An 11,819-nucleotide genomic window follows, 5' to 3' on the forward strand; every position below is an offset into this window, starting at 1 on the left:
TGGCCGAGAGCGCATTCCTTGACGATGGAAGCCATCTGGATCAAAAAGTCATCAGCGCCGATCACGCTCGGCGCAACGAGACCTGCTGGCCTTTTCCCGCCGCTGCTTCCCAACCTAGGACGTTGTCCGACAGCAGCCTTGGCTTGTGCAGCACCGTGGCGCTGTCGCAGCCCGATGCGGCCAGTGCCATGTCCAGCGTGTCGGTCACGTCCTCGGCGCGCATGTTGGTGCACAGCTTCCAGGCGATGATGTAGCGTGAGAAGTCGTCGAGCACGGTCGACAGGTACATCCAGCCCCACCCGATAATCTTGAGTGGAGTAGGAAGCGCATGAGCGCTTCCCCTCCCCGAACCGTACGTGCACCTTTCAGCGCATACGGCTCTCTATTCAACCTTGGCCCAAGGCCATGGCGACATCATGATAGCGAGAAGTGACGGTGTTTCGGAGTTCGTCCCGGAAGATGTAGGGATTTCGCTCCGGGTTCCGCCACCTGAACTGCAACTTCTGGCTGGTGACCAGTCGTCGTAGCGCCTTGCCGACGGCATTGCCCTGATTGCTTCGGCCGTAAATCAGCCACGTCTTTGAGTGGCCTATTTCCGGCACGCGGTACCATTTGCGCATCAAGGGCTTGATACGGGACCGGTATTTCCGCGCCAACCAGTGCGCCATTTTCCAGAACACGACCGTGTCGATCCGCCGGAATATGCGCGCCGTGAAGTCGGTGAACTTGTAGAACGCGGCCCAACCCGCCAGTTGGCGGTTCAGGCTGTCGATCATGTCCACCGTGGCAATCCCATGATTGCCGGAGAGGGTCTCGACCAATCGGCGAGCGAAGGTCTTGGCCTTCTCCTTGGGTATCGTCGAGACCACGGACATACGTCCGCTCGATCCCCGCCTGCGGATAATCCGGTGCCCGAGGAACACGAACCCATCGTCGACGTGGGTGATATGGGTCTTGTCCATATTCAGCGTCAGCTTCAGGTTGCCTTCCAGAAAAGCCCGGCATTCCGCGCGGATGGCCTCGGCATGTGCCTTGGTGCCCTTGACGATGACGACGAAGTCGTCGGCGTAACGGCAGTAGGCGACAGCAGGTTTCCATTGCCGGTTCTCGCGAACCGTGATGGGGCGTCCCTGCTGGATACCGAAGTTCCATGCCCAACGATCCTTTCGCGCCTTGTCGCTCAGGTATTTCGCCTCCAGCCACGCATCAAACTCATGGAGCATGATGTTGGACAGGAGCGGCGACAACACGCCGCCTTGCGGAACACCTTCACTTGAGGCGACGAACAAGCCACGGTCGATGTGGCCTGCCTTCAGGAACCGCCAAAGCAGATCGACGAACCGATCATCCCGGATACGCCGCCGAACACAGCGAAGCAGAAGCCGATGGTGTACCGTGTCGAAGTAGCTCGCCAGATCACCTTCGATGATCCAGCGGCCCCGCGTCCCGGCACTACCATCCTGCAACTGTATCTTCACTGTTCGGACAGCGTGATGCACGCTGCGTTCCGGCCGGAAGCCATAGGAGAGGCGATGGAAGTCGCTCTCCCAGATAGGCTCCATCGCCATCAGCATCGCACGTTGGATGATGCGGTCTTTCAGGGTCGGGATACCCAGTGGGCGTTTCTTGCCATTGGCTTTCGGGATATAGATTCGCCTGACCGGCTGTGGGACGTAATTCCCCGTCAGCAAGTCCGTTCGCAGGCTGGCCAGATATTCTGCCAATCCATCCTGCATCCGTTGCTTGTCCATTCCGTCTATGCCCGGGGTCTTGGCACCGCTCGATGCCAATGTAATCCGGGCGGCTTCGGCAAGCCACGCCCTGTCGGCAATGAGCCGGAGAAGCCTATCGAACCGGCGGTTCGGATCGCTCTCGGCCCATATCGCGAGCTTGTGCTGCATTTCACTGATTATCAAAGGTCTTCACCTCGTTTGGTCAGGTAGTTTGCACTTCAAGCAGATTGAACTGTCCCCCTTCGCCATGTGACAGGCTTTCCCTGTCGCGGACTACTACGGGGACTCCGCCAGCATGATGGACATCGGGGCCAACTCCCTTGGCATTCCATCATGCCTTCCCTCGTTCATATGCTGGACTTTCACGCACTGGGGAGGCTGCCGGTCGCAGTCCTTGTCCTTGCGTCCTGCAAGTCGATGCCGATGCCATGGTCTGGCTGCGTTCTCTCCATGGCTCCATGCGGGCGAGCTACATGTACGACCGCATTCGGATGCCGCCGACATACGTGTCCGGCGCCATCATCAGCATTCCGCCTGTTAAGCCGTGTAGGCGAAGGCGACATTTCAGCCCTCGGATGCGGATTAACCGGTTCGTGTTCCTCAACCTTCCAGCGCTACAGCCTCGGGTACCATCTTGGCGTAACGGCTTCGCCTCAATCCCCTTTACCTGCGGGCTACGTCACCCTGCCAGTTGACAGCAGGTCACCGCCGCTTGGGCTCATGCCCCCTCACAGCAGAGGGCAAGGCATTCGCTCAATTCCTCCTTTCTCTTTTGCATTCCAACATACGCCTCCCGGACCACCCGGGACGAGGCGCACAGTATGTGAAGTCGGTCTGCCACATCTCGTTCGGCCGGGTGGTCTTGGTGTGGAACTGATCGGCGGCCTTGATCACCACATAGGCCGGGCTGGTGATCAGGTCATGGGCCTTCAGAAGGCGGTAAACCGTGGCTTCCGACACGAAGTAACGCCTTTCGTCGGTAAAGCGCACCGCCAGCTCCCGTGGGCTCAGCTCGGACTGCTCCAGTGCCAGTTCGATGATCTGATCATGGATGTCAGGCGGGATCCGGTTCCACACGCGGCTCGGTGCCGATGGCCGATCTTCCAACGCCTCCGGTCCGCCTTCGAGGAACCGGTCGTACCAGCGGTAGAACGTCCGGCGTGCGATCCCCAGCTTGTCGAGGGTGAGCTTCGCCGGCAGATGCGACTGCTCGACGATCCGGATGATCTCGAGCTTCTCGGATGCGGGATATCTCATTCGTCGTCGCCCCCATCCGCGATCATGCTTTTTTTGAGCAGACGGTTTTCGAGCGTCAGGTCGGCCACGCATTCCTTCAGGGCACGGGCTTCGCGGCGCAGGTCCTGCACCTCGCCGCTGGTCGCGGCACGAGCCGTGTCACCCGCCAGGCGCCGCTTGCCCGCTTCCATGAACTCCTTCGACCAGGTGTAATACAGGCTCTGGGCAATGCCTTCCTTGCGGCATAGTTCGGCAATGCTGTCTTCGCCACGCAGCCCATCGAGCACAATGCGGATCTTGTCTTCGGCCGAAAAATGCCGCCGGGTCTGCCGCCGGATGTCCTTCACCACACGCTCAGCAGGGGCCTTGGCAGGCGATTTTTTCAAGGAGTGTTGGGGCTTCATCTTCGTTCCTTCGTCACTACGACGAAGCCCCAACACTCCTTAATTCACAACCTCAAATCTGTGCCATTGGCGCTGACGGGGAACAGTCGCCATTGCCTACCTGCCTGACGAGGAAAAGGACGCGAAGGAAGTTCTTGCCCTCATCGAAGCCGAAGGCCGCAAAGCCGTGGCTCTGCCCGGCGATATTACCGACGAGGCTTGGAGCAAGCAGCTGGTCGAGGACGCGGTGAGCGGGCTTGGCGGCCTGGACATCCTGGTTATCAATGCCGGACGCCAGCAATTTCGCGAGAGCGTTGCTGAGGTCAGTTCGGAAGATTTCGACAAAACCCTCAAGACGAATCTCTATGCATTGCACTGGATTGCCCAGGCTGCCGTTCCTCACCTGCCCGCAGGCGCATCAGTCATAACGACGGCGTCGGTTCAGGCCTATGAGCCGTCCGATATCCTGCTGGATTATGCCACCACCAAGGCAGGCATCGTCGCCTATACAAAGGCCCTCGCAAAGCAATTGATCGAAAAAGGCATTCGAGCCAACGTCGTGGCCCCTGGTCCGTTCTGGACCGTTCTCCAGCCTAGTGGTGGCCAGCCTCAGGAAAAGGTCGCCAAGTTTGGCGAGCAGAGCCAGTTCGGTCGTCCCGGGCAGCCGGTCGAAATTGCGCCCGTTTACGTGCTCCTCGCTTCGCAGGAGGCCAGTTACATCACGGGCGAAGTCTATGGCGTGACCGGCGGCGCCGGCATTGCTTAAGATATCCTGGCGGCCCGGCCCATCGCCGGGTCGCCAGTTCAGAACTTGTGACTGATACCGGATGCAAGACGCACGTCGGGTGTCACGGAATTGAGCCCGCTCACACATTGCACATCGTTGAGTCATCTCTTTGATCCGCCCCGCAAGCGACACGGCGGCCCTGGCCATCGTCGCCGCACCTTCAGGATCGCGATCACGCATGATTTCGATCTCTGGCGAAAGCCTGACCTTCTCGGTTAAACTTATCTGAAAACCTGCAGCCGCGCCGTAGGCAAAGTGACGTCCTGACCGACCCTCGTCCACTGCGGCTTCGGCGCGCGGCGAAAGGGCGAAGGTAAGCGTATCGTTGAATTTGTAGCTCAGTGGCACGACAAGGCCGGCGCTCCAGTCCCCGTCCCCACCAGCGGCAATGTCACCGAGATCGACTGGTTCCCTAAGGCTCCTGAAACTGCCTGAAGGTAAGAGGCTCTGAGTGGAGGGGGAAGGGGAGATCGAGCGCGGGAATGCGCTCGGTCTGACCCGGAGCCCTACCATGACCTACGACGTCCCATTCCGTCACATGCAGGCGATCGACCCCAGCAGCCTGACCACCATCACCGCAACGCTTCACGCCCTCAACCGGGCCATGGAAGATTGCCGCGTAGCGGGCGTCGATCCCGATCACGACGCGGCGATTGCGCTGCTCGCGCGCCACTTCGCGACTGTCACCGCCGACCGCGCCGATGATGACAGCCTTCGCTTCGCCTGCAGCCGCCGCATGGCCGAACTCGAACGCTTCCCCGCGCTGCTCACCCTTGCCGTGCGCGGTGTCGCCCATGACCCGATTGCCAAGGAGCGATTCCATGCCGACGGTCGCAAGGCCATGAGGGCGCTTGCGCTGGAAATCGGCCTCACCCCCGGCAGCTACACCATCAGCTCCACGCCCAGCGATCCCGCGATCGCTGGATATGTCGCCCTGTCGAGCGATGTCATTTCGATCATACTGAGCGTCGGCCCGCTCCATGAGGGCAACGAGGTGCAATACTTCGCCAAGCGCGGGCCTGCAGCGGGGCAGAAACTGCGCTTTGCCCCCATGCGCGACTTTGTCCGCCGTGTCCGCTTTGCCGCCCGCATCCGTCGCGATCTGCGCCTAGATGCCATCGTGCCGGCGCCCGCGCCCGTCGAGACCACGGCACCGATCAGCCGCGAACCCATCGCCGCTTAGGGAGACATCCCATGCTCACCACCCAACAGGTTGTCGATCAGGCCTGCAGTGATGCCGCCCGGATCAAACGCTTCGTACAGCGCCGCGAGGCTTTCCTCGACGCGCTGGACTGGACAATGCTCACTTGTGAACAGGTCCATGAAGCTGCCATGCTGGACTTCATGCTGGAAGATGACCGTGCCGAAGCCCTCCAGCGGGTTTCCATGGCGGAAAGCCTCGCAGCCATGGGCCTGCCCCTTGTCCCTACCTTCATCCGCTACAATCCGTTCCCGCGCCCTTGGCATGCAGAATGGGCGACACTGGCGAATTGACAGGAGATCCACCTCATGAGCCGATACGACTTCGCGGGTAAGGGCGTTGCGAGCAGCGTCACCATCGGATGGGACCGGCCCCTATCTACATTCTTCGTCCAGGTCATGCAGCCTCACCCCCGCATCGAGGGCGAGGAAGCAACCTTCATCTGGAAGGGCGCTGCCCCCGGCGAACTTCCAACGGCAGCAGCGGCCATCGCGATCGCCGCCGAATATGCCGATCTGCCGGAGGATCTTGGCGCGATGCTCGAGACGGATCGTCTAAAGACGCTCGGCACCTTCGACGGTCCTGCCCAGAAGGCCGCAAAGCCCTTCATCCAGGCCTCCCCTCCGCTGATCAACACAGAGGCCGAAGCCCGCGAGGCCGGATACACCCGTGCCGTTGTCGCGGACAGCGCCCACCACACCCTTGAACTGCTGATCGAGCCTGATGCCGACCTTGATTCCATTTTCTTCGCCTTCGACCGCAGCGCGAATGAGATGCTTCATATCCATGGCTGGAACTTCAGCATCGAACCTAAAGACCCATGAGATGAGGGGGAAGGGGACAGTCGATCCATGGAGGATCGACGGAGGTTCCCTTGTCCTACACCATCGACATTGGCGCAGCGCCCGCGAACGCCGAGTGCGCCCAGCTTGGCCAGACCCCTGATTTCGACCGGGTCAATCGCTTCGAGATCGACGCCTACCGCATCGGCATCATCGCGATCCATGGCCTTCCCCCTGAAGGCTGCCGCCTCACCAGCAAGCCGAACCGCCACGATTTTGGCACCTACCGTACTCTCGTCCTGCAGATCGATGACGAGAACGACCCCGCAGTCGCCGCCTATGCCGAGGCCGTAGAAGGCGGGCTTGGCTCTTGGATCGAGGCCGCGATTACCTGCCCCGTCGAATATGATGGCACTGTCGCCTCCATTCCGAGGCCCGAACTCGACGAGGTGACGATCGGCGCGATACTGACTACGCGCCCCCGCGCCGACGGCCGCTTCGCGATCCCCGCGTTCGAGACGATTCACACCAATCTTTCGGCCGCATTCCCAAAGCTCGCCGAGGCCGCTCGCGCACGTCTCGCCGGCGATGCCGCCTGACCGGGCAGGAGATCCGATGCTTCATCAGCATCTGCAGCCTGCCGGCGCCATGCCGGCAGGACTGCCTTCGCTCGCCCTGCCTGCCGAGATCCGCGCCGCGATCAAGGCTGGGGCATGGATCGTCTTCAACGTCTCTGGCGGCAAGGATTCCTCGGCCGCGATGTTCGCGGTGTCGATCGTGCTCGATCAGCTCGGGCATCCCCGAAGCCGCCGCCTGGTCATCCATGCCGACCTTGGCCGCGCCGAATGGGACAGCACGCCCGCCATGGTCGAACGCCTTGCAGCCCTTGCCGATCTTCCGCTCCGCATCGTGCGCCGCAGTGCCGGCGACCTGTTCGACCGCTGGGCGCAGCGCTTCGAGAACGGCAAGCGCCGCTACGAGGCCCTCGAAACCTATAACCTGATCGGGCCCTGGTCCTCTGCATCGCTGCGCTTCTGCACCTCCGAGGCCAAAGCCCATGTGATCGGCCCACACCTGGCCCGCACGCTACGCGGCGAAACGATCATCAACGTGCTCGGCATCCGCCGCGACGAGAGCACCGCGCGATCGAAGACGCCGGAATGGAAGGCCGACACGCGCTACGCCAGTGCCGACAATGCCCATGGCACGCGCATGATGCTCTGGCATCCCATCGTCGAGTGGAACACGGCCGAAGTCTTCGCCGCGCATCACTATCTCGGCATCCCGCTCCACGAACCCTATACCTGCTACTCCAGTTCGCGGCTTTCCTGCCGGTTCTGCGTCCTGCAGTCGATCGCCGATGCCCGTGCATCCGCCAGCGCTCCTGCGAACCGCGATGCGCTGATCCACCTCTGCGGCCTCGAGGCGACGTCCACATTCTCGTTTCAGCCTGCGCGCTGGCTCGCGGACACTGCGCCGGATCTTCTGCCTCCCGACCTGCAAATCCGCATCGCGGCCGCCAAGATCGATGCGGACCGTCGCCGCGAGGCCGAGGGCGCGATGCCCAAGGGCCTGCGCTACGTGAAAGGCTGGCCGCCGCGCCTGCCGACCATGCCCGAGGCCGCGGCCATAGCAGAGGCGCGCGCTGCGATCCTCGAGCGCCACCAGCTTGCCAACCACTTCCCGACCGCTCGCGCCGTGCGGGACCGTTTTGCCGGCCTCATCGAGCAGCGCCGCGCTGCCTGACCTCACTGACGAACGGAGACTGTCATGGCCCTTATCACTGACCTTCCCATCATGACCCGAGATGACGCGGTCGCGATTGGCTTTGCCGGGTTCAATGACGTTCCTCACAAGCCCATCGACATTCCCGATGGCGAGTTCACGATCACCGCCAAAACCAGCGATGGGCGCCGAGTGACGTTCTGCTTCCTGCCCGATCGCGAGCACAGCCCTGCCGGTTTCGTCGACATCCAGTACCACGACGCCGGCACGTCTATCCCGAACGCCAATGGCGGGCATTCGCCCACTTTCAACGCCTTCGGCATCGGACGGGGGGGACGCCATATCCTCGACTCCCGCCCGCTCGATGAAGCCGATCGCCCCTCGATTCTCGTGCTGATGCTCGACAAGACCGGGAGCGAGCAAAGACCTCGCCCCGCGTGAATGCCCGCGACGCAAGCGGACGCCGCGAAGTCTCATGGTCGTTCGGCGAGGGCACGATCTTTCCCGGCTACACCGACGAAAGCGAGTGGAACGGCTTCCTCAATATCCGCGTGGACGAAGTCACCTGGCCGCATGTGCGCGGCGAACTTCTTGCGAGCGCCGACGGCGACCGAGCGTTGATCGCATCGGTGAACGCTCTGAAGGCCGGGGCCGGGTTCGTATCGCTCGCCTTTGGCTACACCACGCAGGAAGTCGAAACGCGGTGGGCTCTGCAATTCCCAGACTATCCGATCGCGTGCATGCCGCCCATCCCGGGAGACTGGACGGACAAGAGCTGGCGCAACGACACCAAGCCCAGCTTCGAAGTATGCACCGGGCCGATGGGCGAGCCCGTCGAAATGTGGATCGACTATCCCGAAGCCGCGCTGCGCGAGATCGCTGGCGAGCCGCGCTTTGGCCTCTATCGCCGCAATGCCGAAGACGAACTTGAGGCCATCTACACCGGCGAGGATTACGCCGAAGCCATGGAACATGCCAATCGCGAAGCCCTTGCCTGCGCGTTCGCCAAGGCGCTGGCCCAGCAACTGACGCCTGACGAGTGGTAGACCATGCGGCTCAACAACCAGACAATCACGCCGGGGTGCTGCGCTTCGCATAATTTCGTCGATGCCAACATGGTCATGCTGGCCGTATGGCTGACCTATCGCGGCGATCAGCTGATCGCCCGAGGCGCGATCAACGACATCGGCGATGACCTCGATCACGTCAACGCGGCATGGACGATCGCCAGGGAGCGCTACATGACTGCCAGCGCCGAAGCCGAACGCTTTGACCTCTGGCGCTGCACCGGGCTTACCGTACCCGACCTTTCGGCCGCAGGCTGCGAAATGGGCGACAATGACCCCTACATCCGGCCTGGCCGCGTCTACGAGCCGGGCCACATCGAACTGGACGAGGAAAAGGGCCTCATCGTCACGATCGGAAATTCGATCCGCACCTTCGAACACCAGATCGAGGCCGAAGGCCACCTCTGGCGGGCCTATGCTGCCTCCGAGTTCAGTCTACAGCCCGAGGCCGCAGGCTGATCGCGGCGCCAGTGCCGAGTTGAGAGGAGGGGGAGGAGACAGGCAAGCAACCCAAAAGGAGCCGCCCCATGTCCAACGTCGTCAAACTGCCGGGACCGCCAGCGCCGCCGCGCTGCGCGGTTCCCATCGGCCAAACGTCCTACGGTGCCCTCGAACTGGATCTCGCCCGCGTCCTCGCCGGACGCATGCTGGTCCAGGGCGGGTCCGGTGCCGGCAAGAGCCAGACCATGCGCCGCATCGTCGAAGAAGCCTTCGACTATGTGCAGACCATGCCCGCCGACGACATCGACCGGATCATCAGTGATGCCCCGCTCGACCTGATCCAGTTTCAGGACGTTGCCGCCTTAATCCCCGTCGATGAGCGCCCGACCATGCGCAGCTGGATTGAACGCTTCAACGCTGCAGTGCCCCTATCGCAGCGCCCCCGTCTCGCCGCCTGAACCACAGGAGAATTGCCATGTCCCTCGCAACCGACGCAGCCGGTATGTCCGAACGCGAAATCATCGCGCGTCTCAACGACCGCTGCAGGCACGGTCTCGACCGTACCGGGCGAATCGTTATTACCCGCACCTGCCTCGGCACCTTTGCCAACAACCCGGTGGCCGAGCTTGTCGTCCAGGCGCAGATCCTCGCAGAGGTGCGCAAGTTCACCTATCCCGACGGCGACAGGACTGAGCGCGATCGGGGCCAGATGGAGTTCCGGGGCACGACCGTCTATTTCCAGATCGACGCCTATGACGCCGACCTGAAATGGGGTTCGCCCGATCCCACTGACGCCAGCGTCACGCGCCGCGTCATGACCATCATGCTCCGCGAGGATCTCTAACATAAGGGTAAATTCCGGCTGCTAACCTTGGTTGACAGTCGAGGGATTGTCAACTAGGGTTATCACATGATCGAGATGATCCAGTCTAACGCCTTCAATCAGTGGTTGGCTGGTTTGCGCGATTCAAATGCGAAAGCCCGAATTCAAATCCGCCTGCGTCGTTTGAGCCTTGGTAATCCAGGTGACGTAAAGCCCGTAGGGGATGGAATATCCGAGCTTCGCATTGATTATGGCCCGGGATACCGCGTTTATTACATGAGGCGCGGCCCCATCGTGATTGTCCTGCTTTGCGGCGGTGACAAGAGCACCCAGGCACGAGACATCGCGCAGGCAAAGTCGATCGCAAGCGCATGGAAGGAATGAAATCATGGACGTGACTTTTAGCCGTTACGATCCCGCCGACTTCCTCAAGAGTGAAGCGGACATTGCGGCATATCTGGACGCCGCTGCTGAGGACGGTGATACCGCCGTAATCGCCGCTGCTCTGGGTGACGTGGTGCGCGCACGGAATATCAGTAAGCTCTCACGCGATACCGGCCTTAGTCGTGAAGGCATTTACAAAGCCCTGTCCGGTGAAGGGAATCCGAGCTTTGCGACGATCGGCAAAATTGCCGATGCCCTTGGATTGCGTATCAGCTTTCAACCAATTCATCAGGCAATCACATCGGCGCCATAACAGCCGCTAGCCTGAGTTGCAGGAGATCAGGCCGTGAACTTGTCTATCGAAACCTTCCGCTCGAGCGAAGTCTCGGAGCGCTTCAGTCTCTACTACGACAAGGCCATGACCCACCCGATCGGAGTCGAGCGCGATGGCGCCGTGCGCGTTGTCATGTTATCGGCCGCAGAATACGAGCGCCTTGCACGGCTCGATTACATCGTGCTTGCTCCCAAAGAACTGAGCGAAGATGCGTTCAACGCGATCGCCAACGCCCTGCCAGTGCCTGAGTCATACGATGCCAACAAGCTCCTGGACTGAGCCGCGTCTCGGCGAGGTCATCAAATATCTTTACCTCTGGTGGCACGAGCACGACCGGGGCGAGGAAAGACGGCCGTAAAATTCGGCCGTGCCTGGTCGTTGCCACTTACCTGAAGCACGGGCGCCTGCGCGTCATGATGGTGCCGCTAACGACGCGCGACTATTCACCCGAGCACTCCCTCGAATTGCCCTAGCGGGTGATCGAGCATTTGCGCCTGGATACGCGGAGCCATATAGTCTGAAACGATGTCAGCGAGCTCACATGGGTCGGGCTTGACGTCCGATCCGGCGCGAGCGGCAGCCCGGTCATCGGCGCCATGCCCGAAAAGATCTATCGGCAGGTCGCTGCCAACATCCTTGCACGCCGGGTGAAGATCACGCACCGGACGGAGTAGGGCAGGACATGCGCAGCTTGTGCCTTACAGATAAGAGTGCAAAGCTGCACAGATGCTTGGCCACTCAGCTTCATTCCTGACGATCAGCGTTTTCGGGATCATTGTCGTGGCCACGACGATCAGTAACCGACCGGTTGAGGCCGCCTGCCTTGCTGTGATGTGAGCGCGTAAGAGACGTCCATAAGGACGTCGTTATGGACGTCCTGAGCCAAAGCGAGGGACGGCGGTGGAGATATTGGGCCGGGAACG

Annotated in this window: 14 protein-coding genes and 3 pseudogenes; 14 read left to right on the plus strand and 3 right to left on the minus strand. The window is 61.5% G+C overall.

The window, feature by feature from the left end; genetic code table 11:
• Nucleotides 1-121: 121 nt before the first annotated feature.
• From EWH12_RS20470 to EWH12_RS20480, 3 genes and pseudogenes are all read right to left on the minus strand, one after another.
• Nucleotides 122-319, minus strand: a pseudogene (locus EWH12_RS20470) (DDE-type integrase/transposase/recombinase); the annotation flags it as partial.
• A 67-nt stretch (nt 320-386) separates the two neighbouring features.
• A complete protein-coding gene (gene ltrA / locus EWH12_RS20475; protein ID WP_129927656.1) occupies nt 387-1,901 on the minus strand; it encodes a group II intron reverse transcriptase/maturase in 1,515 nt (504 codons plus the stop codon).
• A 651-nt stretch (nt 1,902-2,552) separates the two neighbouring features.
• Nucleotides 2,553-3,373: pseudogene (locus EWH12_RS20480) on the minus strand (helix-turn-helix domain-containing protein); the annotation flags it as partial.
• 85 nt (nt 3,374-3,458) lie between these two features.
• On the opposite strand from EWH12_RS20480, the pseudogene EWH12_RS20485 reads away from it, so the two are divergent.
• From EWH12_RS20485 to EWH12_RS20550, 14 genes and pseudogenes are all read left to right on the plus strand, one after another.
• A pseudogene (locus EWH12_RS20485) lies at nt 3,459-4,118 on the plus strand (SDR family oxidoreductase); the annotation flags it as partial.
• Nucleotides 4,119-4,650: 532 nt separating this feature from the next.
• Nucleotides 4,651-5,322, plus strand: a complete 672-nt coding sequence (locus EWH12_RS20490) for a hypothetical protein (protein ID WP_129927658.1) — start codon at nt 4,651-4,653, stop codon at nt 5,320-5,322.
• Nucleotides 5,323-5,333: 11 nt separating this feature from the next.
• Entirely contained in the window at nt 5,334-5,633 is a 300-nt protein-coding gene (locus EWH12_RS20495) for a hypothetical protein (protein WP_129927659.1), read from the plus strand.
• A gap of 15 nt (nt 5,634-5,648) precedes the next feature.
• The gene (locus EWH12_RS22530) at nt 5,649-6,164 is read left to right on the plus strand and encodes a hypothetical protein (RefSeq protein WP_207212457.1); all 516 of its coding nucleotides are present in this window, start codon (nt 5,649-5,651) and stop codon (nt 6,162-6,164) included.
• A gap of 50 nt (nt 6,165-6,214) precedes the next feature.
• Nucleotides 6,215-6,721, plus strand: a complete 507-nt coding sequence (locus EWH12_RS20505; RefSeq protein ID WP_129927660.1) for a hypothetical protein — start codon at nt 6,215-6,217, stop codon at nt 6,719-6,721.
• 16 nt (nt 6,722-6,737) lie between these two features.
• Entirely contained in the window at nt 6,738-7,868 is a 1,131-nt protein-coding gene (locus EWH12_RS20510; protein ID WP_242496151.1) for a phosphoadenosine phosphosulfate reductase domain-containing protein, read from the plus strand.
• A 24-nt stretch (nt 7,869-7,892) separates the two neighbouring features.
• Nucleotides 7,893-8,288 carry a hypothetical protein gene (locus EWH12_RS20515; protein WP_129927661.1) on the plus strand — a complete coding sequence of 132 codons (396 nt, stop codon included), beginning with the start codon at nt 7,893-7,895 and terminating at the stop codon, nt 8,286-8,288.
• Complete coding sequence (locus EWH12_RS20520) at nt 8,285-8,893, plus strand: hypothetical protein (RefSeq protein ID WP_129927662.1); 609 nt, start codon at nt 8,285-8,287, stop codon at nt 8,891-8,893. The genes EWH12_RS20515 and EWH12_RS20520 overlap by 4 nt, the downstream gene beginning before the upstream one ends.
• Nucleotides 8,894-8,896: 3 nt before the next feature.
• A complete protein-coding gene (locus EWH12_RS20525) occupies nt 8,897-9,373 on the plus strand; it encodes a hypothetical protein (RefSeq protein WP_129927663.1) in 477 nt (158 codons plus the stop codon).
• 68 nt (nt 9,374-9,441) lie between these two features.
• Nucleotides 9,442-9,813, plus strand: coding sequence for a P-loop NTPase family protein (locus EWH12_RS22785; protein ID WP_242496152.1), 372 nt, complete (start codon nt 9,442-9,444; stop codon nt 9,811-9,813).
• Between the two features lie 17 nt (nt 9,814-9,830).
• Nucleotides 9,831-10,199, plus strand: a complete 369-nt coding sequence (locus tag EWH12_RS20535) for a DUF3768 domain-containing protein (RefSeq protein WP_129927664.1) — start codon at nt 9,831-9,833, stop codon at nt 10,197-10,199.
• 66 nt (nt 10,200-10,265) lie between these two features.
• The gene (locus EWH12_RS20540) at nt 10,266-10,562 is read left to right on the plus strand and encodes a type II toxin-antitoxin system RelE/ParE family toxin (RefSeq protein WP_129927665.1); all 297 of its coding nucleotides are present in this window, start codon (nt 10,266-10,268) and stop codon (nt 10,560-10,562) included.
• Between the two features lie 4 nt (nt 10,563-10,566).
• Nucleotides 10,567-10,875 (plus strand): addiction module antidote protein, encoded by a 309-nt coding sequence (locus EWH12_RS20545; protein ID WP_129927666.1) that lies wholly within the window; start codon nt 10,567-10,569, stop codon nt 10,873-10,875.
• Nucleotides 10,876-10,908: 33 nt separating this feature from the next.
• Nucleotides 10,909-11,175 (plus strand): type II toxin-antitoxin system Phd/YefM family antitoxin, encoded by a 267-nt coding sequence (locus EWH12_RS20550; RefSeq protein ID WP_129927667.1) that lies wholly within the window; start codon nt 10,909-10,911, stop codon nt 11,173-11,175.
• The last annotated feature ends 644 nt before the right edge of the window (nt 11,176-11,819 follow it).

It is taken from the genome of Sphingobium cupriresistens, assembly GCF_004152865.1.
Taxonomy (GTDB): domain Bacteria; phylum Pseudomonadota; class Alphaproteobacteria; order Sphingomonadales; family Sphingomonadaceae; genus Sphingobium; species Sphingobium cupriresistens.